This window comes from Bdellovibrionales bacterium, from assembly GCA_041662785.1.
In the GTDB taxonomy this organism is placed as follows: Bacteria; Pseudomonadota; Alphaproteobacteria; order UBA9219; family UBA9219; genus UBA8914.
In genome coordinates, this window is the sequence record JBAZRW010000016.1 from 1 (window position 1) to 25,393 (window position 25,393).

The window sequence follows — 25,393 nt, forward strand, 5'->3', positions numbered from 1 at the left end:
TCCACACTTCGGACAGTTTTTGTTGTGACACCTTCAAAAACTCCCTTTTCCTCAAATCTATCATAAACTTATACGAAATCTACCCACACCTTTTTGATCATTATGCCACTTTTTATCTTCACAGGTTCTTTCTTATGGTCGCTGGTTTTACTCTTGTTCTGAAGGCTCGCTTGGGGCGTGGGGCATGTCTTCATCCCCATCAGGTTCATCCCCCACAAAACGCTGAATGCCATCGCGCCAGTCTTGTGCGGTCTGAAAACGACTTGTCCAAATACCGTATTTGCCTGTTTGTGCTTTTTGCTCGGCGGCATAGTACTTTCCCCCCGATACGGCCACGCGTTCTATCGCCCATCCTTTTAAGATTAGATGTTCGGCGATGTCTTGCGCTTTGGGCCCCCTAAACCGGAAGCATTGAGCCAAGGCGGGTGCGTCATCGACGGCGGATTGTTTAATCGTGCATTCGACCGTTTTATTGCCAACATAGTGTTTCAACGCGGACATGGCGTCCTCGCCGCAGCCCCAAGAAACATCTCCCTGCCAACACTGTTGATCGGGGGCCAAAAGATCAACGCCCCACAAAGCCACGTTTTGCCCATTAATGGACAAAACGCCATTGTCTTGCACACAGGGAATGCCTGTTATTTTTTCAACGTCGTCTGCCCATGCCTTTGTTGCAGCGCACAACAAAAGGATTCCGCAGCAACAGAGGGCCTTTATAAAAAAGGCACGTGGCAAAGAAAAGGAAGTGTGGATCATGGGCGCTATCAAACCAGAACATCATGGCCAAATCTTGGCAGATGGTGTTATAAACTTCGGTTTATAGAAAATCCAACTATCAATAAGGAGAGAAAAATGATTCTTGCTGCTGCCCCCAAAACCGGTTCACGCACAGAATATGACACTTTTGGGCCCATAGAGGTTCCCGCAGGCCATTATTGGGGTGCACAGACGGGGCGCAGTTTGATGAATTTCCGCATTGGGGGTGAGCGTATGCCAACCCCGCTTATGAGGGCCTTTGGCGCGGTTAAGAAGGCCGCTGCGCTGGCCAATATGGATTGTGGCAATATGGACGCGACGATTGGCAATGCCATCGTGCAGGCGGCGGATGAGGTCTATCAGGGCAAGTGGGACGGTGAGTTCCCCTTGGTTGTGTGGCAAACGGGCTCTGGCTCGCAGACCAACATGAATGTGAATGAGGTGATCGCCAATCGTGCAATTGAGCTTTTGGGTGGTGAGATCGGCAGCAAGAAACCCGTTCATCCCAACGATCACGTCAACAAGGCGCAAAGCACGAATGACGCGTTTCCCACGGCCATGCATGTTGCGGCGGTGCAGATGATCACGGACGAGCTGATCCCCGCGCTTCAGCATTTCCATAAAGCCATAGACGACAAGGCCAAGGCGTTTGAACCTATCGTCAAGATCGGGCGCACGCATTTGCAAGACGCCGTTCCCCTCACGTTGGGGCAGGAGTTTTCGGGCTATGCGATGCAGCTGGAATTGTCCATTGAGCGCGCACGCGATTCCATGAAGCGCCTCTATCCCCTCGCGCAGGGCGGCACGGCGGTGGGCACGGGCCTCAACGCCAAGAAAGGTTTTGCCGAAAAGTTCGCCGAGCATATCGCGCAGATCACGGGCAAGCCCTTTACTTCTGCGGCCAACAAGTTTGAGGCGCTGGCCAGCCGTGACGCGATGGTTGAGGCGTCGGGCATGATGAACACGATTGCGGTGAGCTTTATGAAGATCGCAAACGACATTCGCCTCCTCGCCTCTGGCCCCAATTGCGGCATTGGTGAGATTTCTCTGCCAGAGAATGAGCCGGGCTCGTCCATTATGCCAGGCAAGGTGAACCCCACGCAGTCGGAAGCCATGACGATGGTCGCGGCGCAGGTGATGGGCAATCATGTCACCGTCAGCGTCGCCGGTGCGAACGGCCATTTTGAGCTGAACGTGTTTAAGCCCGTCATCGCCTTTAACGTGCTGCAGTCCATCCGGCTGCTTACCGATGTGGCGAACAGCTTTACGGATAATTGCGTTGTTGGCATCGTTGCGAACGAAGAGCGCATCGCCTCGCTGGTGTCGCAGTCCCTCATGCTGGTGACGGCGCTCAACCCGCATGTTGGCTATGACAACGCGGCGAAGATCGCGAAGAAAGCGCATAAGGAAGGCAAGACGCTCAAGGCCGTCGCGGTCGAGCTTGGCCTGTTGACGGCGGAAGATTACGGCCGCCTGATCCGCCCGCAAGACATGGTGCATCCGCTTGATTGATGGTTTTGCCCAAGAAGGCGGCAGTGCGAACCTTAAGCGCTCGGTCTTGATCGCGGGGCATCGCACCAGCGTGTCGTTAGAGCCTGCCTTTTGGGAGGAGCTTTGCGTCATAGCAAAAAAGCGTGGCCTGTCCGTCAACCAACTGGTTGCCGAGATCGACGCTGCGCGGACAGGCAACCTCTCCAGCGCACTTAGGCTTTATGTGTTGAAGGTTATCAAGGAATCTTGAACAGGCTTTCTGCGCCGGACTTGTGGGATTCCTTGTACTCGATCATGGCCGCGGCGCTGTCGATTTCGGCCTCTAACGAGCGGATGTATTCCTTCAAATCCTGAATCGAAAGTCCCTGCAAATCGACAGGTTTTGGGGCAGGGCGGGGCGGGTCAAGGTCATCGGGGTTGATCATGGGGTCACCAAAGGGATAGTTTGGCAAGCAACCTTATGCTATGCTGAACTTTATCAGAATAAGAGAGGAAAGCAGATCATGCAACGAATAGCTCTTATGGGATTGTTTTTAGTTCTCGCGGCCTGTTCTTCAAAGCCGGACTATCCGGCAGGCGTGACGACAAACGCCGTCATGGGCGAAAAGGAGCGAGGGCTTATTTACACGCAGCCCGTTTCAGAAGGCCATAACGCCATTTGCGTTGGCGAGTGGTGCAGCTGCGATTCTGAATAAGCCCCGTCTTCCTAAATAAATCATGAAGAAACCAAACGGGATCCCCGCTTTCGCGGGGATGACGTGGTGTTTGTTGTGAGGATGGAGATAACGAGTGAGTGATGCAAAGATATTGGTGCTAAATAGCGATGTTATGCACGATCACTTGCCTCTTATCCGTCATCCCCGCGAAAGCGGGGATCCCGTTTCCTTGTTTTTTCGGATAGGTTTGTTCATTCGCTTCGTGGTATAATTGAGCAGAGGTGGGGTCCACCTATCTGATATATAACGATCATTTCTTCGCTATTTAGGGCTGGAATCTTTTGGCCATCTTGTTATGATGGAAGGCAAGACGCGAGCTTTCTCCTTTGAAGAAGGCCGCCTCTAATCGATCCAGAAAAACTTTTTGCTTTTGGATCGTCCGGTTGTTTCGTGCGACCGGATGACGCGAAATCTTGCCTTTTATTTGTGATTGGAGAGTCCTCTATGTCTTTGCCCTTGATGCCAAAAGCTACCGCCGTATGGCTGGTTGAAAATACGATGCTGACGTTCGATCAAATCGGCATGTTCTGCGGTCTGCACAAGTTAGAGGTTCAGGCGATTGCCGATGGCGATGTCGCAACGGGCATCTTGGGATTGAACCCCACGATGAACGGTCAGCTGACCGCTGAGGAAATCAAGCGCTGTGAGGGCGACAGCCGCGCTCATCTGAAGATGACGCGCAGTGAGCTGCCCCAGCCTGTCACACGCGCCAAGGGACCCCGCTATACGCCCGTGTCCAAACGTGCGGACAAGCCCGATGCCATTTCCTATCTTATCAAAACGTACCCTGAGCTTTTGGACGCGCAGGTTGCGCGTCTTTTGGGCACGACCAAGGACACCATTGCCAAGGTGCGTGAAAAGTCGCACTGGAACGCGACAAACATCAAGCCACGCAACCCTGTGTTGCTTGGCCTTTGCAAGCAAACCGATCTGGATGCCGCGTTGAAACGCGCCTCGCGCCGCGTGGCACGTGAGCAAAAGGCGGCGGGCATTGTGCCAACCGATCCGATGGCACAACCAGAAAGCACATCGCCTTTCAAGGATTTTGATGCGCCTTCGGAAAACCGCCATGAGCCGTTCGTGACCTTTGGCGGCAGCGACGGGCAACAACCCGACGTCGCACCAGAAGATATGGAAAAGAGCTTGGGGTAATCTCTCCCCTTTCTGCTTCACCAAAAAAAAGCCAAAGAGCACACCTCTTTGGCTTTTTTAATAGACATCTTGCATAACCACGTGATGAAAATTAAAAAACGCCGTCATTCCGCATTTGCGCCCGCCTACGCTACTGACGCAGCTTCGGCAAGGCAGGTTGCCGCGCTCCCGTTGGTAGCTCGCAATGACGGCCTTTTATTTGGTTAATGGGCTAACATCCTTGGGAAACTATTTGACGTTCACGACATCGGTTTGTACTGTTTTCTTCTATTTTATTCTGAGGAGAAAAACATGCGAAACCCATTTGTCATCCAGCTATCGGAAATGGATTTGGATAAACCCAATCACTTTATGTGGAAAGAGATAAGTAGGGGTGACGGCCTTCCTATGCGTCGCTTTTTTAATGATGTCCTGCGTGGAAAAGCCCATATGCTTTCCCGTCAAGACGGGTTGCGTAAAAAATCAAAAAAAGAATATAGGAAAGAAGCGCGAGATATTATGTTCACACTTCGTGACTTTCCTTTTGGGATCCATCAGATTTTACCTGTGGCCGCGGCTGTGGGGTTGCCCAATCTTCTTCGTCGTCGCCAGACAGAAAAGGATGTGGAGAAGGGAATTAGCGGACGCCATATCGCTTTGTTGTGGCATAATGCCTCAAAACAGGTTGTCGGCCTTTCGGTTTTAGAGAGAACGGTTGAACCTAACCAAGCCGAGCTTTCCGTCTATAAGAATCCCTGTTTGCAGAGCAAAACATTTCTTGTGGCCGTCAAGGAATATATGGCGTGGTCACAGCGGGTTGCTGGTTACAAACATTTTGTGGCGCACATAGAAGCGCTCACGGACACGCAGCGCGGCAATCGTGCTGCTCAGCGATTTGCCCATAAACTTGGGTTTGCTCAAACGGGTTTTCGTGGCAAGGACGATCCCAAGGGGAACGGCAAGGATACGCTTGTTTTTTCTGTGCGTGACTGGAAGCCGTCTTGTGCGTGTGGGTGAGCAGAAAGCGAGCGAAGGTGGACAAAATTTTGTTATCGTGAATTCCAAAATTGACGGAAATAGGAACATTTTCCCTTTTTGTCTAGCTTCAAGAAATAGCATCCTATGTGTTCTGTACTGTTTCTTTCCTTAAATTTCCAGATAGCTGTTCCTATACCTTCCGGACTCTCATGAAGAATTTCTATTTCAACATATTCAATATTTTGATTTTTTATCCCCTGCCATGCTGAAACGACCGATTCGATTGAAGTGAGGGGGGGTTCGAAAGGATTTTCATAATATTCCAGCTTTGTCGCCAGTATAGCTGCAATGAGATCTGGCTTCTTTTCAAGCCAGATCGTTTTCATGTCTTCCAGCCATTTTTGAACGGATGATGTCATCTCTGTTCCTCTCACTAGTTTGTTCACAACCGCTTCTTCGCAAAGGTGCGGCCTGAATGGGATTTGAGGTATTTTTCAAAAGCGAAAGCCTGATCAATATCAGAAAAGGCAATGTAGCTTTTTAAAATCCAAGGTCTATATTTTGAGGTGTGAGGAACCTCGCCTGCGTTGTGTCTTTTTAGGCGGGATTTCAAATCATCGGTCACGCTAACATAAAAATGTTCGCCTTGTTGCGAAGTAAGAATATAGACATATTTCATCAAAGGATAATAACTGGCTTGCCGAGGCGTAGCAAGCGCGGCAATCAGCCCGGCTTCGCCATTATAATAGTTCAGATTTTGTGGAACCAGTCCGGCTGCGTTCCTTCGGAACTACGCCGCGACAGTCTTCGCTTGCTTCGTCTTCTATTGCTCGGCTTGCCGAGGCGTAGCTTGCGAAGCAAGCGAAGACTGGTGGACCTGATCGGGATCGAACCGACGACCTCGTCATTGCGAACGACGCGCTCTCCCAGCTGAGCTACAGGCCCGTTTTACCAAACGGCGAGGGTCTTTATGATAGGGCGCGGCAAGGTTGTCAAGCTTCCCTTGCCATTCTTATCGTTAACGATTAACCTAGGTGCAGTTCCACGAAGAGAAGGAGGGCTTATGTCCGTTCTAATGTCGCTTTTTGCCGCTTTAATCGAGATTACGAAGCTTGTCCTTGGCCTCTATATTTGGGTCTTGATTGTTAGCGCTGTGCTAAGCTGGCTTGTCGCTTTTGACATTGTTAACAACCGCAATCGGTTTGTTCAAAGTATTGGGGAACTTTGCTCTCGTCTGACCGAGCCGCTCTTGCGTCCCATTCGTCGTTTTATTCCCTTGGTTGGTGGGCTTGATCTTTCTCCCGTTGTTTTGATCTTTGCGATCATGTTCATCCAATCCTTCCTCGCCCATCTTTTGGCTTATTGACCCCCATGACCGCACGTTTGATCGATGGTTTGGCGATGGCGGGACAGATTCGCGCGGGTCTGGCCGAACATGCCTTGGATATGAAGGAGCGTCAGGGCGGCGTTGTGCCAAGCTTGGCCGTCATCCTTGTCGGGGATGATCCTGCCAGTCAGGTCTATGTGCGCAACAAGAACCGCGTGTGCGAAGAGGTTGGCTTTCGTTCTTATAGCCACACGCTCCCCTCTTCGGCGACCGAGATGGAGCTTTTGACGCTTATCAATGAGCTTAACAACAACCCTCAAGTTAATGGAATCCTTGTACAACTTCCCTTGCCTGAGCATTTCAATGAACGCACGGTGATCAACGCGATCGATCCCATTAAGGACGTGGACGGCTTCCATCCCGTTAATGTCGGCCGGCAGACGACGGGACTGATGAGCCTTGCGCCCTGTACGCCTTTGGGCTGCATGATGATGCTCAACGATACGATTTCTGATCTTGGCGGTAAGAAGGCTCTGGTTGTGGGGCGCTCGAACATCGTTGGCAAGCCGATGGCGCTGATGCTGCTTCAGTCCAGTTGCACGGTGACCATAGCGCACTCGCGCACGCAAAACCTGCGCGAGGAATGCCTTGCTGCCGATATCCTTGTGGCGGCCATTGGCAAGCCCGCCGCTATCAAGGGTGACTGGATCAAAGAAGGCGCGGTTGTGATCGATGTTGGCATCAACCGCGTGATGGATCCCGAAACGGGCAAGCATAAACTATGCGGCGACGTGGAATTTGATGTGGCGCGGGAACGCGCCTTAGCGATCACGCCTGTTCCGGGTGGGGTGGGGCCGATGACCATCGCATGCCTGATGCAAAACACGATGCAGGCGACGATGATGCAAAACGGCTGGGGCTGGTAGGCGATGGCCGCCGCTGTTGCCCCCTTGCAGCTTAGCGCCCTTGTGGTGGCGCATAATGAGGCGGCGCAGCTGGCGACCTGCCTTGATGGCCTTTCCTTTTGTGATGAAATTGTGGTGGTGCTTGACCGTTGCACCGATGGCTCACGCGACATTGCGGCGGGGCGCGGCGCTAAGATCATCGAAGGCGCGTGGGAGATCGAAGGCGCAAGGCGTCAAGCGGGCCAAGCGGCTTGCGCGGGACGCTGGGTTTTTGAGGTGGACGCGGATGAGCGTGTGCCCGCTGCCTTGGCAAAAGAAATACGCTCGGTTTTAAAAGCTCGTGAGGCCGCCGGAGAGCAAGGCGTGGCCTTTTGGCGCATCCCGTTCGACAATTATATAGGGGATCGTCTGGTGCGCTATGGTTGGGGCGCAAGCTTTGGCGTGAGTGCCAAGGCGATCCTGTACCGTAAGGGCATCAAGCATTGGGGCGCGCAGCGCGTGCATCCCAAAGTCCTTATGGATGGCGTTGCGGGCGAGGCCTTGACAACCCGCATGGCGCATTATGTGGACAATGATGTCTCGGACATGATCCAGCGGCTTGATCGCTACACGACCCTTCATGCCCGCGACATGGTTGAGGAGGGCGACCGCAGCACGCTTCGTAAGAACGTGGCGCGGATTTTGGGGCGTTTTTATAAATGCTACGTTCTGCGAAAAGGTTACCGCGAGGGCGCTTTGGGTATCGTGATCGCGGTGTGCGCGGGGCTTTATCCTTTCCTGTCCTATGTCAAAGCGCAGGAATTAACTAAAAAGTAAGTATATCGGGTCGTTTTTTATTGAAATAGGGCGGGAATGTGACCCCGAAAGTAATGTCTGAACATAATTTAAACCACTTTTGTAGTATAATGCGTTAGTTGAAATTTTTTTAAAGTTAGGATTGAAATGGCCCGTAAACCCGCCCCGCAAGAAGGACGAGTTCAGTTTTCTAAAAATTCTTTTCGTTTGCTTCTCACGAACAGCATGGTTGGCGTTGCCGCCTGTGTGACGCTTTATGCGTCGGCTCTTGGATTTCATTCTTATTCAAAACAGTTGACCGCCCCCCCGACAGTTTCCTCCTATGCTGGATGGGTTATTCAAAAGGGCGTTGATAAGGCCCTTGGCATAACGACACCACCGCCTCTGGCAGTGCAGCCACAGCCATCCACACCTTCGAATCAAGTCCATCAATCTAAGGAATCGCCTGTTAAAGCAGCTGATGCAATTGCTGCGATCCGTAGGCAGAACCTTGTGGAAGCCGAAATGAAGGCCATAACAGAGGCTGAGGAAAGCACTTTCGTTGCCATTTCTGTTAACAAAGAGGCGGGCAAGATGCCTTCCCAATTGGCCGCATATCTAGAAAAAACCCCCGCTGTTGGAGCGAATGTTCAGAAAAAAGCGGAGACGATGCGCAAGCAACTGCCTTCAACCGTTGATCAAGCTAGAGAAAGTGGGCTGATTGATGATTTTGCTTTGGTAGAAGAAATAACAGGGTTTTCTATAACAAAGAGCATGACCCTTAGTGCCTTTGAATCGTCAATGGGAACGGATCCAAAGGCGGGCAAGGACGTTCTCCAAGTTAAAATGCCGACCTTTTTGGACAGCCTCCTTTGTTATGGCGACAGCTTTGTCAAATTAGTTCGGCCCTTTCGTAAGTCCGTGGCCGACGATGTCGAGCATATATTGCCTTATATCAAAACAAAAAACGGTTCTTTCCTGTTTGATGATGAGGGGTACCGACGCGACCACAAAAACCAGTCCTTGCATGTTAAAGGAATAAAAAAACCTCTTTTGAAGGACAAGGTTGAGAGCCTTCGCAATGATCGGTTTGTTGCGGGCATGTTTACGGCGTTTCGTCTTCAGGGTATCAAGCAAAAAACATGGGCCAAGTACCAAGACGATCCAGAGGCCATGGAATTTCTTAAAATGCTGGGAGATGGTTTTCCTAGGCTGGCGCATGCTTTTGGGCCGGCAGGTGTGGATCGCGCCATTCGTCAGCGCAATCATCTGGCAAAAAAAGGATTTCCTAATGAATCTATCCGTGAGTTTTTCAAGATAAATGGGGAAGAGCCAACGTATAGAGCCTGTTTCCGGTTTGCAGGGGTGGCCCACGAAACTTCGGCGATAATTGATGAGCTTATTGGGCAGGAAATGGTGACGAAGAAGGTGCAAAGAGTTGCCCTTAACGCCTCTAGAATAAAATCCCATCAGGGGGCCAAGCCTCCGGCTTTAAGACTTTAAGCCTGTGCCCACTTTTTTACTTTAGCTCTTCCAGCAATTCCTTCGCCTCTTTATCCCCCGCATACGTTTCGCCCATCGCCACGGCCTTTTCTAACGCCTCTTTGGCGCGGGGCTTGTCGCCCCGTTTCGCCATTAACGCACCATAGTGATAATACATCTGCGCGGGCAGCGGAGGCGTAGCGGCCATCGCACGATCCATAATGGTGAGTGCTTGATCCAGCTTGCCTTGGCGGAAATAGACCCACGCCAGCGTGTCCATCAGCAAAGGATTAGGCGAGCTGATAAATCGTTCAGCGGCTAGCCGCGCCTTTTCCAATGCTGCCGAGTCATTGAAACGATGATCCGCAATGCTTTGCGCCATATTGTTGGCGGCCACGTTAAGGTCTGGATTACGCGCCAATAGCTTTTCATACAGCGCGATGGCTTCATCCGAATGGCCGTTCTCGTCATAAAGACCGGCGATCGTCAACGGAATTTTGTAGTCCGCAGGATTAGCGGTCATGCCTTTTTCTAAAACGGCGATGGCCTTGTCGATCTGCTTTTCCTTGGTTAAAAGAAAGGCGCGTCCCAAATAGGGTTTGGGATTGTGCGCACCCGTAGCGATCACCTGATCAAAAGCGGCGGCAGCCTCTTGGGGCTTGTTCGTTTTAAGATAACTTTCCCCAAGAGAGGTCAGGGCAAACACGCTTTTTTCAGGAAGGCTTTGGATAAAATCAATGATGGATTGAGGCCGTTCGGCCTTTTCCTCCAAAGCGACAAAAGACCCCATGGCGTGCTCGGCCAAAGGAGAAAGAGGTTCTGCCTTAATGATCTGTTGGAAATGGGCGATGGCTTCTTCCGTCTTGCCTTGTGCCGCAAGCATTCTGCCTTTTAGGAAAGTTGCGGTGAGGGTCTGCCCTTCAAAGGCCTGAAGTTTTTCAAGAGCCTCTTCGGCCAGCGGCCAGTTTTGGGCGCTGATGGCAAGGCGAGCGGTGCTTTCCCAACCAATGGCATAACTTGGCATCGCTTTGGTCACAAGCGCCAAATGCTCAAGGCCCTGTTTGGCGTTTCCTTTGGCTTCCATCATTTGGGCGAGGCGAACGCGCGCAGGGATGTTGTCAGGGTTGTGTTCCAGCAGTTGCTCAAGCGTATCAAGGGCAAGGTCAAGCCTTCCTTGTGACAACAAAACCTCGCTTAGGAGCTGGTATGAGCTAATGGTCTTGGGATTGTCGCGGATGATCGAGCGAAGATCGGTCACGGCGGCCTGATAGGCTCCATCGTCAAACGCCATCGTCGCACGAATAAAAAGCGCGTCGGCATGGCCGGCATTCTTTTCCAAAATCGTGGCCACTAATTTCTGCGCCAAGGCTCTGTCGCCCTTCGTGACATGAAGGCGGGCAAGGGTTGCGCTGGCGTTAAGGCTGGCCGGACTTTGGGTGTCCTTAATGACAATTTTTTCTAACAGTGCCGCGGCGCGATCCGTGTCCTTATGCGCCATGTACAAATCGGCCAGCCAGAAATAGGGTTCATTATGATCGGGATGTTTTTCCATGATAGCATGGATTTCTTGCTCGGCGCTTTCAAGGTCGCGCGCGTTGTCCAGAAAATCGACAAGTTTATGTTTGATGTCCCAGTCTTCGGGGAAATCCGTGGCCGTTTTGCGCAGGAGTTTTTCGGCGCCATCAAGGTCGGCAGCCTTGGCGTAAAAGGACGCCAGAGAAAGGCGATAGCGTGACTCGTTGGGCTTCAGTTTAAAAATGGTTTCATAGGCTTCGGTGATTTTTGGCAGGTTCTTCGATTTTTCGTATAAAGCGGCCTTTAGAAGTAAAAGAGAAACATTCTTGGGACTGTTTTTCAGTCCCTCCTCTAAAACAGAGACGGCTTTGGCTTCATCGCCTTTTTCCCTGTAAAGGCCTGTTAGCACGGACGTAGCCGTTATATTGGCAGGCTCTTTTTGAAGCGCGGAAAGGGCTTCTTTTTCCGCCTCGTCCAATTTCTTCTGGCGCAAATAGACCGCACCTAAGAGGGCGTGCGCCTCGGCGTTATTGGGCGCGGAGGATAGGACGGTGTTCAGTCGTTTAAGCGCCTGCTCATGCTGGTCGCCCGCCATGAAATACTGCGAAAGTTTTAGCAGCGCTGGCGCATAATGCGCGTCTTGTTCCTCGGCATGGCTGTAGTTGGCAAAGGCATTTTGAAAATCGCCCTCGGCCTCATCAACGAGGCCTAGGTGATATCGTACTTCAGCGCTGGCAGGCAGCTGCTGGGCGGCATTTTTGTACTCAAGGCGAGCTTTGACGTAGTTTTCTTGTTCATAATAAGCGTTGCCGCGCTCAATGTAACGTGCGGCTTTTTGTTCTGGCTTGTCACAACCAGAAAGAAAAAGGGCGACGACAATAAGAAAGGCGGCTATTGGCTTCATGATAAAGTCTCATTCAAAACGATCCCGATAATATTGGCCGAGGCAAGAAGTTCAAGGGTGCGGGTTACGTCATCCGTTTTTGTCTTCCCTTCGCGCACAACCACCAGAACCGCATCGACATGCGGAACAAAGGCCAAGGAATCGTCCTGTGCCAGAACGGGCGGCATATCATAGATAACCAGGCGGTCGGGGTAGCGTGTCTTCATCTCGTGCGCGAGCGCGGCCATCTTGGGTAGGCCCAGCGCTTCCGACGATTCATCAAGGGGAGCACCAGCAGGGAGAAGAGCCAGCCGTTCAAAAGAAAGGCGCAAAAGGCAATCGGGCAGCGGCGTGTCGTGCAGCAAGTAATCACTGAGGCCCACCGCAGGAGTCAGGCCAAGAAATTCGTGCAAATTGGGTTTGCGCAAGTCCAAATCTGCCATCAAAACGGTTTGTTTCAAATCCAGCGCGATGCTAAACGCCAGATTAAGACCGATGGTTGTTTTGCCATCGCCATAATTGGGGCTGGTGATGGCCAGTGTCTTGTATTTTTCACGCGCCATGATCTGCAAAACCTGCGTGCGCAGCAAACGAAACACATCCGCTTCTGGACTGCGTGAGCGGTGCGCCAAAATGCGCGAACGTTGCAGTTGATCGTCGGTGATGTCGATTAAAGCTTTATTGCTCTTTAATCGGGGCGGGGCATGGTGGGCGGCGGCATTCCCTGCCGCCGCGCCATGAGGCATGGTCACGTTCAACGAGCGTTCTTGCCTTGCCTTTTGCATGGCCTTTTCAAGTTTATCCATGGGGAGTTCCACGCCTTTCAAAAGAATTACGAAAGCCCGACAAGGCCGGTCAAGAAGGACCAAATCTTGTCAAAGGGCATAAGAGAAAACGACACAATGGCCGCAATGACGACGAGGACGAAGGCCGTAAGGCCGATGGCATAGCGTTTATTTTTATGAACACGACTGACTTCGACTTGCGTTTGAAGGTATGGGACGCTGGCTAGTGGGGCGACGCCGACTAATGAGGCCAAATGATAGGGGCCGCGAACGCTTTGGCCTAGAATCTGGGCGGCGATGACGCTTCCTAAACCGCCAAAAATGGACAGGATAAAGCCCGCCAGCAAAAGAAGGAGGCGGGGCAGCTTCGTATCATCAGGAAGCTCAGGCGGGTCAATGATGCTCATCTTTTGACCCTTGCGATCACGTTCCATTTGCAGGTTCATATCGGCGGTCATTTTCTTGGCTCTAAGCTCGCGATAGCGCATTTGCGCGTTATCATAATCGCGAGCGAGTGATGCCATTTGTTGTTCCGCAACGGGATTGCCTATCACGGCTTGTTTGTACTTTTCCTGTTGCGCCAAAAGAGAGCTGCGCTGCGCCGCTAGCCCTTTGCGTTGTCCTTCAGCCGAGCGCAACTGCGCGACAATGCTTAGATAGGGGGGGTTGTCGGCGTCTTGCTTAACTGAATCGGACGACAGGCTTTGGGCGGGTTGAGATGTCTTTGTTTTTTGAAGCGCATCCAATTGTCGTTTAAGTGACTGCACATCGGGATTTTCAGGGCCATAGGTTTTCTCGGCGGCTGCCAACTGCGTGCGGATATCGGTGATTTTGGCATTAAGCTCAGACTGATCAACGGATGTCCCCACTTGGCCTTTAAGGGCCTCGATTTGTCGGCCTGTTTTGATCACGTCAGGATGGGCAGGGCCATATTGGGCAGAGAGCGTGGCGTATTTTGTTTGCAAGGCTTTCAACTGCAAGGCAGGCGAAGCCAAAACAGAGCCATCGGCAAAGGCGCGAGAATAAGGATCAACAGCCGACAATTGCGCGTGCAAAGCACCAATGGTGCCTTCGTTGGAGGCAATCTGGCTTTCGATATTTTGCAAGCTAATGGCGACGGAGGCTCCGGCCTGTTGATTAAACATCAGCGCTTCGGGACGCGTATCGCCGCTTTCGCCTCTGTACGTGGCAATCTTTTTCTCTTGCTCGACCATGGCTTCTTCAAGCTGTTTGATTTGCGCGTCTAGGAAGGCGCTTGTTTCCTCGGCTTGAGAACGCCGCTGTTTCAAATCCTCGTCCAAAAAGCGGGTGATCAGCTCGTTGGTGACCTGTTGGGCTAAAAGGGGATCTTTATATTTAAAACTCAAGGTGAACGCGATGGCCGAAAGCTGTCCCGCCGTTGCTTTCTGCGCCGAGGCTGGGTTGGCAAGCAAAGTGCTTACAAGATCCAGCTTGATCTTTTTGCGCATGTCGTCGGCGACAAGATCGATAGGCGTGTTCGCGCGCGCTTTGGGGTAAAGGTTGAACTTGGTGATAATCTCGATAAGCGAGCCTGTGGAAAGCACCTTTTGTTGCAGACGGCTGATGCGCAGGTCGGCCAGCGCTTCAAGCACATTAGCGGGGTTGGTTCCGGCTGAAGCAGAGATGCCTTCTGGGATTTCTGAGGCTTCAATTTCAACGGTGGCGCTTGATTGATAAGTGGAATAAAGCGCGACGAAAATCATGCTCATAATTAAAAGCAGGCCGAAGGTCAGCGCAAAGAGCTTATAGCGACGTTTAAGGATCGAAAAGTATTCGGAAAGGGGAAGCTCATCCATGGGTATTGTCTCCAAAGAGGGAAAGAGGGGCGTGGCTCATGGGGCCCCGCTGATTAAAGGGCGGTAAGAGATCGTGACCATGGCGGCATTGTCCTTGGCCTTGTTACTGGTTCCGCGATAGCTCTCTTCGCGATAGCGATAGGTTGCATCCACGTCTATATCTTCAAACGCGTGATAGACAAGGCCAGCCTTGCCGCCAATCTTGTTTTCTAGGGTTGATGTGGTGATAATGCCGGATTGTTCGGCCCGTGCGTAATCGCCGCCGATGACAAGAGAAAACAACTTGCTGAGCGCGTGATTTTCTTGCACGTAAACGGAAGTGAGCAGGGACGACGTTCCGTTGCTATAAGGCTGCTGGGCGCGTTTTGAGCCTAGGGAAAGCGTGTCCTGTGCCCCCTTGTAATTTAAGGCCGCAGAATAAACAGAGCTCCACTCCCATGACGCGTTGGGGCTGCCGGTGCGGTCTTGCTTAGAGGCTTCAAGACCCGCCATCAGGCGCGTGGTTAAACGCGGCGTAAGGGTGATGTTAAGGCCAAAATTGGGGCCTAGGCTATCCACGGTTTCATCAATGTTGTTTTGTGTTTGATAGCGCCGCGCGTTGAGAGCGAAAAGGCCGGACGTGTCGGCCGTAAAGGCATGAGTCCATGTCGTTGCCGCCGCGTAAAGATTGTAGTTGGTATAAACCTTATCGTCATAGCGCGAAACGGCGGCTGATGTAGACACCGAAATTTTGTTGGTGGCGTTGGCGATAAAGGAAAGCTCAGGGGAAACGGAAAGACCCCAATGCCGCACGGCTTTCGTGTTTGTGCCCAAACTCGTTATTTCGCTGGTGCGAGTTGTGTCGTAATCGCCACTTGCCCCCAGAAGAGCCTCCCACTGTGTGCAGCGTTTGAGGAGTTGAGTTTGATTGTGAAAATCCGTGGAGTTATAAGTCGCTTCGTTGAACAGGTTTTGCTTGACCGTATTGGCAAAGCTTACCTCGGCGGTGGGCGTTTGGCTTAAAGCGTTAAGACTGACGGACGTGATTGAGCCATACAGCTCAACAGGGTTTCGCGTGCGCATCAGGGCATTAGACTCCCATGAGCCACCTTGTGAGAAGGCAGGCTCAAAGCGCCAATTGCCCGCCTGTGCACAGGGAATAAACGTAAGCGCGGCCAGCAAAAGCGTAGCGGAAGTTAGCCGCAAGGGGAGGGCAAGCGCCATGGTTTAGAAAAGCCCCGCCGTTGGAACTACGATAACATCACCGGGCATCAGCGTGATGTCCTTGTCCAGATTATCCCCATCGGCAACATCGTCATAGGGGAAATTGATCGATGTTTCCTGATCGTTTATCCGGCGTAGGATTTTGATCCCGCCTTCGTTGGCAAAGGTTGTCAGGCCACCTGCTTGGCTAAGCGCCTGCATAACAGTGAGCCTGCGTCCCATGACGATTTCTCCGGGCTTGGCGACTTGTCCCATGACATTGATCGTGTGGCCTAGGGGGGCTTTGACGATCACCGAGACGGAAGCTTCGGGAATCGTGGTCTTCAATTTCTCTTTGATCAATTCCTGTGCCATGGTGGGGGTCAGGTTGATGAGGCTGACCGTACCGGCCAGCGGAAAGGTAATAGAGCCATCGGGCAGAACCACGATTTCGCGGTCTAGGCCTTCTTCTTTCCAGACGGTGACTTGCAACACGTCGCCCGCGCGAATGGTGAAGGCGGGGTCGGCAGCTTGCGCGGGGAAGGGAAGGGTCGTGAAAATAGTCAAAACAAGGAACAGTGAAATAACAAAACGCATCTTGGTCTCCTTATAAAAATCAGGTCAAACGCCGTGCCTACAAAGGCTATAAATCCTACAGAAATTAATAAAAAAAGTCAAGTGTTTTTTCAGCTTTTCAATAAGTTAACACTTTTTTCTCATGTAAGAAACCAAAAACGTTAACCAATTAACCCATAAAAAGTTCTTTGTCTTTTGGGGGGTTAGAAGGAAGAATGACAAGCGTCTTGGGCAAGGGCGAAAGGGGCGTGTTTTTTCTCACGGCCAAGGGCGAAAATAGTTTCGCTTGATGAAAAGAATCTTGGGCTATTTGGGTGCATAGGGATTCCCATGGGCAGCTGCGGCATGCCCGTCTGATGGCTCCTTTGGCAAAGGCGCTGCGCATCCTTTGGGTCAACGGCTCGGTGAGGGCAAGGCGGCTGCCCAGCTCCCATTTTTGCGGTTTGCCGATATGGCGCGATAAATCGGCCAGAGCAAGCCGATCCATTTCCTGCTCATGAATGTTCTTGCATTTTTGAGAGTCCATGTGAGGGCAGGCAAAGAAAATGCTTTCGTTATGGCAAATAGAGTCATAACCCGCTACGATGCGCGCAGGGTGGCCGTGGTTTAGCGCTTTGACGATAGCGTTGAAATTTTCTTTGAACTTTTCTGAATAGCCCGCCCCGACATAGGTCAAAAGACAAAGCAGATGGTGGCCGCGTAGTGTGATCACTGATTTCATGAATGAACAAGGCGTGGTTTGAAGGATGTACGAAAGTTTTTATGGCCTGACGGCTAAACCCTTTTCGCTTTTGCCGGATTCGGATTTCCTTTTCTATAGCAAAAGGCATCAGCGCGCCATTACTTTGCTGGACTATGGCATTTTGACGCAAGCGGGCTTTTTGGTGATCACGGGCGATGTGGGCGCGGGCAAGACGACGATCCTTCGCCGCTACCTAAAAAATGTGGGGGACGATGTCACGGTCGGCGTGATTACGAACCCCAGCCAGACGATTGGCCGTCTCTTGGACTGGATCACGATGGCCTTCGATCTGGATGTGAACGAGCGTGATGAGGCGAAACTCTATCACTGCTTTGTTGATTTTTTGCTCGCGCAGTATGCCACGGGCAAGCGCACGGTTTTGATTATCGACGAGGCCCAGAACCTTAGCGCCTCGCAGCTAGAAGAGCTTCGCATGCTCTCGAACGTCAACAACGAAAAAGACCAGATGCTGCAAATTGTTTTACTGGGGCAGCCAGAGCTTCTCAAAACGCTGAAGACAGATGCGCTGCGCCAATTTGTCCAACGCATCGCCGTCCATTGCCATCTTGACGCTTTAGAACCTGCTGAGACGGCGGCCTATATTCGCCACCGCCTTGGCGTTGTGGGCGGCGCGCCCGCGCTGTTCGACGACATTGCCTGTGCGGCGGTGCATTATTTTACAGGCGGCGTGCCGCGCCTCATCAACCTGCTGTGCGATCAGGCGATGGTCTATGCGTTTTCCGAGGATAAGCCTGTGATCAGCGCCGAAACAGTGGCCGAGGTTGCACAGGATCGTGGCCGCATGGGGCTTAGTGCTTTCCGCGCCCTGCCTGACACGTGGCGCCTTACCAACCTTGTTGCCGATATTGAGCCGTATCTGACGGCTATCCGTGCGGCTAAGGTGGGAATTTAATCCCCCTTTGTTGGTAAAATCTTAACCCTCTTCCCTGAAATTAAAAAAAGAGTCGCGCTCGCCTTTAAATGGGAGTAACGGAGCGACCTCAAAAAATAATCATCAACACGATGCCGTCTCGGTATCATTGGAGGGATCGCATAAAGTGAACACGTCGATTGGTCAAAACCGTATTCCTTTTGGGAATAATGTCGTTATGATTGGTTGTGGCAGTATAGGCGGCGGCGTCTTGCCCCTCATTCTGCGTCATTTAGATATCAAGCCGAGCCAGATTACGATCATAACGGCTGATGAACGTGGTGCTGTTGAGGCAGCCCTTTATGGGATTGAGCATATTATCTCTCCCCTGACGCGTGAAAATTACCGAAGTATCCTTGCCAACCGCCTTCATGAAGGCGATTTTCTTGTCAATCTTTCTGTTGATGTCTCTAGTGTTGCCTTGATCGAGCTCTGTCAGGAAACGGGTTCCCTTTACATCGACACCTGCATTGAACCGTGGAGCGGTTTCTATACGGACCCTTCTTTGTCGGTTTCGGACAGATCCAACTATGCTCTTCGTGAGTCGGCGTTGGCGTTAGTGCCAAGTCATATCAAGGGACCTACAGCCGTTTTGACTCATGGGGCGAATCCGGGGTTGGTCTCTCATTTCGTGAAACAGGCGCTTTTGCTGATGGCCAAGGATGTCGGGTTGTCTGTTGCCCTGCCTCAATCGCGCGAACAATGGGCTGCGTTAGCGCAGCAATTGGGCATTAAAGCCATTCATGTCGCCGAGCGCGACACGCAAGTGGCCAATTGTCCCAAGGCGCGAGGCGAATTCGTCAACACTTGGTCTATTGATGGTTTTTATAGCGAGGGGTGTCAGCCTGCTGAGCTAGGCTGGGGCACGCATGAAAAAGAGATGCCTCCTGATGGAGCAGAATGCAAAGAGAACTCGCACCATGCGATTTATTTAGACAGGCCGGGTCGTTTGACGCGAGTCAGAAGCTGGACGCCTTTGGAAGGGGCGTATTACGGGTTTTTGGTTACGCATAATGAAAGCATTTCCCTGTCGGATTATCTTACGGCGTTTGATCAGGGTCGTGCCGTTTATCGCCCGACTTGTCATTATGCCTATCATCCTTGCGACGATGCCGTTTTATCGCTCCACGAACTCAATGGTAAGAATGGTCAGCTACAAGAGCGCCAGCGATTGATGATGGATGAAATTGCTTCAGGCATGGATGAACTTGGTGTTTTGCTGATGGGGCATGAAAAGGGCGTTTATTGGTATGGATCGCGCCTGACAATTGAAGAAGCGCGCGCTTTAGCACCCTATAATAATGCTACCTCGTTGCAGGTGACGAGCACCGTTCTTGCCGGAATGATATGGGCTTTGGAAAATCCGAACGCAGGTATTGTTGAACCTGAACATATGGATTTCGACCGTATTTTGGAAATTGTCATGCCTTATCTTGGCGAGGTTGTCGGGGTGTGGGGTGATTGGACTCCCCTGAAAGATCGGAGCATCTTATTCGATGAGGATGTGGATTTGAGCGATCCTTGGCAATTCAAGAATATGCGCGTTGAATAATTTCTTGCGCGCCTAATATCCAGCCTTTTGGATAAGGCGCGCCTTGGGGAAGGTAAGGGAAACGGTCGTGCCTTTGCCGACCTCGCTTTCAAGCGAGAGCATGCCGCCGTGTAGCTCGACAAGGGCGCGGGTGAGGGGAAGGCCAAGGCCCGTGCCCTGATTTTTTCGGCTGAGTGCGCTTTCGATCTGGCCAAAGGGCGACATGGCGATGGGAATTTCCTCGGCGGACATGCCGATGCCCGTGTCTTTCACGCTGATAATCATCTCTTCGTTAGGATTCATTTGCGCCGATAGGGCCACCGTGCCGCCTTCGGGCGTGAATTTGATGGCGTTGGTCATCAGGTTGGTCAAAATCTGTTTGATCGCGCGTTCCTCGGCGCGGAAAAAAGGAAAAACGGAAGGGATCGAGACGGTCAGCTTGACCTTTCCGGCCTTGGCACGCGCGGCGACAAGGCGTGAGACAGAGCGCACAACATCTTCGACGCTCATCACTGTTTCGGCCAGCTCACGTTTGCCCGCCTCAATCTTGGACATATCCAGAATATCGTTGATGAGCGAGAGGAGGAGTTGGCCGCTGTCGTGAATATCGCCAGCATATTCGACATATTGCGCTTGCCCCACGGGGCCGAAAAGTTGATCGCGAATGATCTCTGAAAAGCCGATAATGGCGTTGAGCGGCGTGCGAAGCTCATGGCTCATGTTGGCCAAAAACTCGGTCTTGCTTCGGTTGGCGAAGTCGGCCTCTTCCTTGGTACGGAGAAGCTCCATCTCGGCCTTGCGGCGTTCCGTGATGTCGAACATCGTGCATTCGAAATGCATGATATCTCCCATCGTGTCGCGCACGGCATGGCCCGTCATATTGACCCAAACTTTGTTGCCTGTGTTTGTTTTAAGCTCAACCTCATGGCCCTGTTGTGTCGCTTCCTCAAGGCGCGAAAACCAATCGTGACGAACGTGGGGATCAACAAAAAGGCTTCCATGCAAGTCGGGTTGGGCCAAAAGAAGCTCTTGTGTGCCTTTAAAGCCCAAGATTTGTGCGATCGTTCTATTGGCGTTCATCCATTCGCCGCTGGGCGCGATTTGACAGATTCCGATGCCCGCGTTTTCAAAAATAGCGCGATACTTCTGTTCGCTTTCGCGCAGCGCGTGCGCCATCTTTTTTTCTTCGGTAATCTTGCGGTTGAGCTCGGCATTCGCTTTATGCAAAGACAGCGCCAGCGAAGAAATCTTGGCGCCGCGCGATCCGGTGACATATAGGTACAGGACAAGACCAAGGGTCAGAGCCGTCCCGACGAAAAGAAGCAAATAGGGCAAAATCGAGAAAAATTCGGCATGGGGCGTTTGCGCATGCGTCAAGTAATTGGCTTTATCACGCAGCATAAAGAACTGTGCGATTGTGACGCCAAGCCCAACCAAAGCGATCCCACCCAAAAATTCATAAGAGGGCCCTGTAGAGGGAGGCTTGGTCGGCGGACTTAGTGGATTTGGTTTTGCGGTCATGGGAAAAGAGGTCTAACCGAAAAGGGAGGGAGGAGAAGCTAGCGAAGAGAACGTGTTATTTTTTGGATTCTTTCCCTGACATACCACCGGGGTGTCCAAGATTGCCGATGAGTTGTTCAAGGATGGTTGTTTCGTGGCCATAGGTGGGGGTGCGCCGATCAATGGGTTCGATAGCGCGGGCCGCAGTAGGATCAAGTACAGAGTCTGCAACAACGATGCCTTCATCGTTAAAGCGAACTTCAAGGGCTTTTTGTTCGATGACTTCAGGATCAAGGAAGGAATACTGCTTCGTGCTGCGTCCGAAGTAGTACCATGTTTTCTCGTCAAAAGTGCTGATTTGCGTGGGGCTGCCCATAATACGGACAACGTCCTCGCGGGTGCTTTCCCCCACTTTGATCTCACTCAGCTTATCCACATCAACCATATGGCCGCGGTTGGCCATGGTTGGTGCGCAAGCGCACAGACCAGCCAAAAGTAAACTTGCGGACAGGGCAGAAAAGAGGCGACGAATCATAGTGGCCATAATGCCTTCAATTGTGTAAGAGGTGAAGGGAAAAGAAGCTAAATCTTGAATTTTCTCTATAACCTAAGAAGGCCCGATCCATGAAGACGCTGCTCCCCCTCCCTGAACCCGAACTTTCTCGCCCCCTTAAGGTTGACCGGATTCCCGCTGGCGGGATCGAAGAGCGGATTGTCGCCACGCCAACCGAACGGGCGGCGCTGGCCAAAAGGTTCTCCCTTCTTGATTTATCGCGCTTTGAGGCGACGTTGAATGTTGACCGCGAAGGCAAGATGTTTGCCGTGACGGGCAGGCTAAGGGCCGAGGTCGTGCAGGCCTGCGTTGTGACGCTTGAGCCAGTGCCAGAGAAAGTTGATGTGCGGATTGACGTTCTTTTTGCGCCGTCCCATCTGATCAAGGAGGATCACGAAGGCGGCCTTGCCGATCTGGGGGAGGCTGACCCTCCCGAGCCTATTGTTGGCGGCATGATCGATCTGGGTGAGTTGGCGGCGCAAAATCTGGCGACGGCGCTTGATCCTTATCCCCGCAAGGAAGGCGCGGCACTTGGTGTGGTCGAAGTTGTGGGAAAGGAAGAGGACTCGGTCGTTCGTAAGCCCTTTACGGTTTTAGAGGGGCTTAAAAACAAAACGGAAAAGCCAGAAGACTGACTTTTCCGCTGGTCGCGAAAAGGCTTTGTTCCTTAGTCTTACAAAGAAAGGCTAGGCAAAGAAAGGTTTGTAGCTTCCATTTCATTTTCTCGGCGAACCCGTTCTAGCCGCGTTTTTTCTTCGGGGGTCAGTCTTTCAACGCCTTCATGGCGGACGACAGCGGCGCGCCACGAAATTCCCGACGTATCTTTCTTTGATCCTGCTGTTTTTTGTTGGTTGTTCATTTTTATAGCCTTTCTTATTAAGGAGCGGAACGATGCCTGTCTCCTTCTAGGATTCCGTAATGCTTTCATCAAGAAAAAGAAGGGCCTACCCATTTCGGGGCCATAAAGGGGCATTAACCCTCTCTTTTTGGGTTTCTTTAACCTGTTTTTCCTTCTTTTCCCTTTTTTCTTGCATTTTTCTGCTTTTGCCCTAAAACCTTGTCTTGTCGCGCAGCTGCCGATTGTCGGTGGTGCGCTTTATTTTTTCGTGAGTATGCTATGGCTGTCCCTAAAAGAAAAACATCGAAGTCCGTTCGTGATATGCGTCGTTCGCACCATGCTCTTGAAGCCACGGGCGTTGCCGAGTGCAAGAACTGCGGCGAACCCAAGCTCCAACATCATGTTTGCTCGGCTTGTGGTCACTACGATGGCCGCGCTGTTGTCAAGTCGAAGTCGGCTTCCTAATCAATCCAGTAACGGGGGTCCCCCGTGACACTTGCACCAAAATCCGCTGACGCCTCTATGGTGATTGCGCTGGATGCTATGGGCGGCGACGATGGCCCTGCTATGGTTATAGCGGGCGCGGCGCTTGCTCATGAGCGTTATCCCAAGCTTTCCTTTATCGTGTTCGGGGATGAGGCACAGGTGCGTCCGCACCTCACCCGTTATCCTTCTCTTGCGGCTTGCTGTGAGCTTCGCCATACAGCCTCTTGTATTTCTTCGGAAATGAAACCTTCTTTGGCCTTGCGGCAAGGGCGTCAGTCGTCCATGCGGCTTGCGATCAATGCCGTGGCAGCGGGCGAGGCGTCCAGCATCGTGTCGGCGGGCAATACGGGCGCGCTGATGGCGATGGCCAAGTTTGTCCTTAAAACAATGGCGGGGATTGATCGCCCTGCGATTGCGACGGTGTTCCCGACGCAGCGCGGCGAGTGCGTGGTTCTGGATTTGGGCGCGAATCTTGAATGCGATGCTGAAAATCTTGTGCAATTTGCCTTGATGGGCGCGATTTTCTGTAATGCCGTTTTGGGCGTTTCCCAGCCTTCGATTGGTCTTCTCAACATCGGTGTTGAGGAAATGAAAGGCCATGACGAAGTGCGGACGGCGGCGGCTATTTTGCGCGATCGGCCTTTGCCGGGTGTTTTTCAAGGCTATGTCGAGGGCAACGATATCATGGAAGGCACGGTCGATGTGATCGTCGCGGACGGCTTTAGCGGCAATATCGCGCTGAAAGCGGCTGAGGGTACGGCCAAGTTTATGGCGCAGATGCTTCGCCAAGCGTTGAAAAGTTCGCTGATGGGGAAAATCGGTTATCTGTTTGCGCGGGGCTGCCTTAAGAAAATGCGGCTGCGCGTTGATCCTCGTCGTTATAATGGGGCGATGTTTTTAGGGCTTCAAGGTGTTTGCGTGAAAAGCCATGGCGGGACGGATCGCGAAGGTTTTGCCAATGCCATTGGCGTTGCGCATGATCTTGTCGCGCATCGCTTTAATGATCGCATCAGACAGGAATTGGCGCGTCATTATGGCGCGGCTGAAGAAGAACGAATCATAACGATTGATTCCATCGCGTTGACGGAAGATGGTTTGTGATGGTGACGCGCTCTGTCCTTTTGGGTTGTGGCGGCGCTCTGCCCAGAACGGTTGTCACCAATCATGATTTGGCGGCGCGCGGCGTTGAAACTTCGCACGACTGGATCATTCAACGCACGGGCATCGCTCAGCGCTATATTGCAGCTGAGGACGAAAAGACGTCAGATCTGGCGACCAGCGCGGCAAGAGCGGCTCTTGCCCAAGCAGGCGTGGATGTCAGCGAGATCGACCTGATTATCGTGGCGACCACAACGCCTGACAATGTTTTCCCCTCGACGGCGGCGCGGGTGCAGGGCAATCTTGGCCTCACGCGAGGGTTTGTTTTTGATCTGCAGGCCGTATGCTCCGGCTTTGTGTATGCTCTTACGGTGGCCGATAATTTTATTCGTTTGGGACAGGCTAAAACGGCTCTTGTCATCGGAGCCGAGACGCTTTCACGCCTTTTGGATTGGAGCGACCGCACAACCTGCGTTTTGTTTGGCGATGGCGCGGGGGCCGTCGTTCTTCAGGCAGCCGAAGGGACAGGCGCTGCTTCGGATTGTGGTATTCTTTCAACGCACCTTCATTCGGATGGCAGCCAGTACGACCATTTGTATGTTGATGGCGGCGTAGGTTCGACGGGGACGTTCGGCCATTTGCGTATGGACGGGCGCGAGGTTTTTCGTCATGCCGTCACGCGCCTGTCCGAGGTTGTGGACGAGGCCTTGGCCGCCAATGGGTTGACGGCGAATGACGTTGATTGGCTCGTGCCTCATCAGGCCAATCGCCGCATTATCGAGGGCATTGCCAAGAAGCTTCACTTGCCGGAGGAGCGCGTGGTGATGACGATTGATCGTCATGCCAATACATCGGCGGCTTCTATCCCTCTTGCCTTGGCGACAGCCGTGGGCGATGGCCGAATCCAAAAGGGTCAGCTTGTCCTTATGAACGCCATGGGCGGCGGCTTTACGTGGGGTTCGGCACTGGTAAGGGTATAGAATCTCTGTCGTTGCGAACGAAGCGAAGCAATCCAGCTGCGCGACGTCCTCCCGCCGCGATGAGTCTTGTGCCGCGTAGGCCACAGAAGTTGGATTGCCACGTCAACTCTGTTGAGCCTCGCGCGATGACGGAGTTTTATTTTGTTTTTGTGTAACCACCCCATGACTTGGCATCAATAACTGTGACCACCACATTTTCTTATAGTTAACGCGCATTTTCTCCTTTTGCGGCGGGGAAAAAGGTGTTTAAGTTAGGTTCGTAGGCGCAATTTTATTGATGAGGAAAAAAATGGCATAATGATCAAAAGGTGTGGGTAGATTCACGATTTTGAGAGCAAAAAGCTGATCATTTTTCTCCGCCGATCCTTCTTCAATCCTCGATGTATTTTGACCTTGTTTTTCCAGTGAGCGAAGGA

At 52.1% G+C, this 25,393-nt stretch carries 28 protein-coding genes and 1 tRNA gene; 15 read left to right on the top strand and 14 right to left on the bottom strand.

From position 1 onward, the window contains the following. Positions 1 to 147: 147 nt before the first annotated feature. Complete coding sequence (locus WC612_08180) at positions 148 to 684, bottom strand: hypothetical protein (GenBank protein ID MFA6280742.1); 537 nt, start codon at positions 682 to 684, stop codon at positions 148 to 150. 168 nt (positions 685 to 852) lie between these two features. On the opposite strand from WC612_08180, the gene fumC reads away from it, so the two are divergent. Together fumC and WC612_08190 are read left to right on the top strand one after the other, a co-directional pair. Further along, positions 853 to 2,268, top strand: coding sequence for a class II fumarate hydratase (fumC, locus tag WC612_08185; protein ID MFA6280743.1), 1,416 nt, complete (start codon positions 853 to 855; stop codon positions 2,266 to 2,268). Further along, positions 2,261 to 2,497: a ribbon-helix-helix domain-containing protein gene (locus tag WC612_08190; protein MFA6280744.1), complete on the top strand. Its 237-nt coding sequence runs from the start codon at positions 2,261 to 2,263 to the stop codon at positions 2,495 to 2,497. The genes fumC and WC612_08190 overlap by 8 nt, the downstream gene beginning before the upstream one ends. On the opposite strand, the gene WC612_08195 is transcribed toward WC612_08190, so the two are convergent. Then, positions 2,484 to 2,672: a DUF1192 domain-containing protein gene (locus tag WC612_08195; GenBank protein MFA6280745.1), complete on the bottom strand. Its 189-nt coding sequence runs from the start codon at positions 2,670 to 2,672 to the stop codon at positions 2,484 to 2,486. The genes WC612_08190 and WC612_08195 overlap by 14 nt on opposite strands. A gap of 78 nt (positions 2,673 to 2,750) precedes the next feature. Between WC612_08195 and WC612_08200 the strand changes: the two genes are divergently transcribed. The 3 genes from WC612_08200 to WC612_08210 all read left to right on the top strand — a co-directional run bounded on the left by WC612_08200 (position 2,751) and on the right by WC612_08210 (position 5,111). Then, positions 2,751 to 2,942, top strand: coding sequence for a hypothetical protein (locus WC612_08200; protein MFA6280746.1), 192 nt, complete (start codon positions 2,751 to 2,753; stop codon positions 2,940 to 2,942). Between the two features lie 465 nt (positions 2,943 to 3,407). Next, positions 3,408 to 4,115 (top strand): cell cycle transcriptional regulator TrcR, encoded by a 708-nt coding sequence (locus tag WC612_08205; GenBank protein MFA6280747.1) that lies wholly within the window; start codon positions 3,408 to 3,410, stop codon positions 4,113 to 4,115. Positions 4,116 to 4,406: 291 nt separating this feature from the next. Next, a complete protein-coding gene (locus tag WC612_08210) occupies positions 4,407 to 5,111 on the top strand; it encodes a GNAT family protein (protein ID MFA6280748.1) in 705 nt (234 codons plus the stop codon). A gap of 32 nt (positions 5,112 to 5,143) precedes the next feature. On the opposite strand, the gene WC612_08215 is transcribed toward WC612_08210, so the two are convergent. From WC612_08215 to WC612_08225, 3 genes are all read right to left on the bottom strand, one after another. Beyond that, positions 5,144 to 5,491: a hypothetical protein gene (locus tag WC612_08215; GenBank protein MFA6280749.1), complete on the bottom strand. Its 348-nt coding sequence runs from the start codon at positions 5,489 to 5,491 to the stop codon at positions 5,144 to 5,146. Between the two features lie 23 nt (positions 5,492 to 5,514). Then, positions 5,515 to 5,751, bottom strand: a complete 237-nt coding sequence (locus WC612_08220) for a GIY-YIG nuclease family protein (GenBank protein MFA6280750.1) — start codon at positions 5,749 to 5,751, stop codon at positions 5,515 to 5,517. A 190-nt stretch (positions 5,752 to 5,941) separates the two neighbouring features. Then, positions 5,942 to 6,017, bottom strand: a tRNA-Ala gene (locus tag WC612_08225). Between the two features lie 118 nt (positions 6,018 to 6,135). Here WC612_08225 and WC612_08230 point away from each other — a divergent pair. From WC612_08230 to WC612_08245, 4 genes are all read left to right on the top strand, one after another. Next, entirely contained in the window at positions 6,136 to 6,438 is a 303-nt protein-coding gene (locus tag WC612_08230; protein ID MFA6280751.1) for a YggT family protein, read from the top strand. 5 nt (positions 6,439 to 6,443) lie between these two features. Continuing rightward, on the top strand, positions 6,444 to 7,325 hold the full coding sequence (folD, locus tag WC612_08235) for a bifunctional methylenetetrahydrofolate dehydrogenase/methenyltetrahydrofolate cyclohydrolase FolD (protein MFA6280752.1): 882 nt from the start codon (positions 6,444 to 6,446) through the stop codon (positions 7,323 to 7,325). Between the two features lie 3 nt (positions 7,326 to 7,328). After that, on the top strand, positions 7,329 to 8,120 hold the full coding sequence (locus tag WC612_08240) for a glycosyltransferase family 2 protein (GenBank protein ID MFA6280753.1): 792 nt from the start codon (positions 7,329 to 7,331) through the stop codon (positions 8,118 to 8,120). 126 nt (positions 8,121 to 8,246) lie between these two features. Then, positions 8,247 to 9,581, top strand: a complete 1,335-nt coding sequence (locus tag WC612_08245; protein ID MFA6280754.1) for a hypothetical protein — start codon at positions 8,247 to 8,249, stop codon at positions 9,579 to 9,581. 16 nt (positions 9,582 to 9,597) lie between these two features. Here WC612_08245 and WC612_08250 read toward each other — a convergent pair whose 3' ends face one another. From WC612_08250 to WC612_08275, 6 genes are all read right to left on the bottom strand, one after another. Beyond that, the gene (locus WC612_08250; GenBank protein MFA6280755.1) at positions 9,598 to 11,979 is read right to left on the bottom strand and encodes a tetratricopeptide repeat protein; all 2,382 of its coding nucleotides are present in this window, start codon (positions 11,977 to 11,979) and stop codon (positions 9,598 to 9,600) included. Further along, on the bottom strand, positions 11,976 to 12,764 hold the full coding sequence (locus tag WC612_08255; GenBank protein ID MFA6280756.1) for a CpsD/CapB family tyrosine-protein kinase: 789 nt from the start codon (positions 12,762 to 12,764) through the stop codon (positions 11,976 to 11,978). Before WC612_08255 ends, WC612_08250 begins: the two co-directional genes overlap by 4 nt. A gap of 26 nt (positions 12,765 to 12,790) precedes the next feature. Beyond that, the gene (locus WC612_08260) at positions 12,791 to 14,560 is read right to left on the bottom strand and encodes a hypothetical protein (GenBank protein ID MFA6280757.1); all 1,770 of its coding nucleotides are present in this window, start codon (positions 14,558 to 14,560) and stop codon (positions 12,791 to 12,793) included. 36 nt (positions 14,561 to 14,596) lie between these two features. Further along, a complete protein-coding gene (locus WC612_08265; protein MFA6280758.1) occupies positions 14,597 to 15,763 on the bottom strand; it encodes a hypothetical protein in 1,167 nt (388 codons plus the stop codon). Between the two features lie 3 nt (positions 15,764 to 15,766). Continuing rightward, complete coding sequence (locus WC612_08270) at positions 15,767 to 16,339, bottom strand: polysaccharide biosynthesis/export family protein (GenBank protein ID MFA6280759.1); 573 nt, start codon at positions 16,337 to 16,339, stop codon at positions 15,767 to 15,769. 148 nt (positions 16,340 to 16,487) lie between these two features. After that, positions 16,488 to 17,039, bottom strand: coding sequence for a DUF1284 domain-containing protein (locus WC612_08275; GenBank protein ID MFA6280760.1), 552 nt, complete (start codon positions 17,037 to 17,039; stop codon positions 16,488 to 16,490). 25 nt (positions 17,040 to 17,064) lie between these two features. Here WC612_08275 and WC612_08280 point away from each other — a divergent pair, with 25 nt between their 5' ends. Together WC612_08280 and WC612_08285 are read left to right on the top strand one after the other, a co-directional pair. Then, positions 17,065 to 17,973: an AAA family ATPase gene (locus tag WC612_08280; GenBank protein ID MFA6280761.1), complete on the top strand. Its 909-nt coding sequence runs from the start codon at positions 17,065 to 17,067 to the stop codon at positions 17,971 to 17,973. A gap of 145 nt (positions 17,974 to 18,118) precedes the next feature. After that, on the top strand, positions 18,119 to 19,543 hold the full coding sequence (locus WC612_08285) for a saccharopine dehydrogenase C-terminal domain-containing protein (GenBank protein MFA6280762.1): 1,425 nt from the start codon (positions 18,119 to 18,121) through the stop codon (positions 19,541 to 19,543). Between the two features lie 12 nt (positions 19,544 to 19,555). Here the strand turns inward: WC612_08285 and WC612_08290 are convergent, their stop codons facing one another. Both WC612_08290 and bamE read right to left on the bottom strand, forming a co-directional pair. Continuing rightward, positions 19,556 to 21,043, bottom strand: coding sequence for a PAS domain-containing sensor histidine kinase (locus WC612_08290; protein MFA6280763.1), 1,488 nt, complete (start codon positions 21,041 to 21,043; stop codon positions 19,556 to 19,558). 55 nt (positions 21,044 to 21,098) lie between these two features. Beyond that, positions 21,099 to 21,566, bottom strand: a complete 468-nt coding sequence (gene bamE / locus WC612_08295) for an outer membrane protein assembly factor BamE (protein MFA6280764.1) — start codon at positions 21,564 to 21,566, stop codon at positions 21,099 to 21,101. 80 nt (positions 21,567 to 21,646) lie between these two features. On the opposite strand from bamE, the gene WC612_08300 reads away from it, so the two are divergent. Further along, on the top strand, positions 21,647 to 22,210 hold the full coding sequence (locus tag WC612_08300) for a DUF177 domain-containing protein (protein ID MFA6280765.1): 564 nt from the start codon (positions 21,647 to 21,649) through the stop codon (positions 22,208 to 22,210). Positions 22,211 to 22,248: 38 nt separating this feature from the next. Here WC612_08300 and WC612_08305 read toward each other — a convergent pair whose 3' ends face one another. Beyond that, positions 22,249 to 22,434, bottom strand: coding sequence for a hypothetical protein (locus WC612_08305; GenBank protein MFA6280766.1), 186 nt, complete (start codon positions 22,432 to 22,434; stop codon positions 22,249 to 22,251). Between the two features lie 258 nt (positions 22,435 to 22,692). On the opposite strand from WC612_08305, the gene rpmF reads away from it, so the two are divergent. From rpmF to WC612_08320, 3 genes are read left to right on the top strand one after another with little or no spacing between them, the layout of a single operon-like run. Continuing rightward, on the top strand, positions 22,693 to 22,878 hold the full coding sequence (gene rpmF, locus WC612_08310; GenBank protein MFA6280767.1) for a 50S ribosomal protein L32: 186 nt from the start codon (positions 22,693 to 22,695) through the stop codon (positions 22,876 to 22,878). A 24-nt stretch (positions 22,879 to 22,902) separates the two neighbouring features. Further along, on the top strand, positions 22,903 to 24,000 hold the full coding sequence (gene plsX, locus WC612_08315; GenBank protein ID MFA6280768.1) for a phosphate acyltransferase PlsX: 1,098 nt from the start codon (positions 22,903 to 22,905) through the stop codon (positions 23,998 to 24,000). Then, positions 24,000 to 24,977: a beta-ketoacyl-ACP synthase III gene (locus tag WC612_08320; protein ID MFA6280769.1), complete on the top strand. Its 978-nt coding sequence runs from the start codon at positions 24,000 to 24,002 to the stop codon at positions 24,975 to 24,977. The genes plsX and WC612_08320 overlap by 1 nt, the downstream gene beginning before the upstream one ends. Positions 24,978 to 25,393 lie beyond the last annotated feature (416 nt).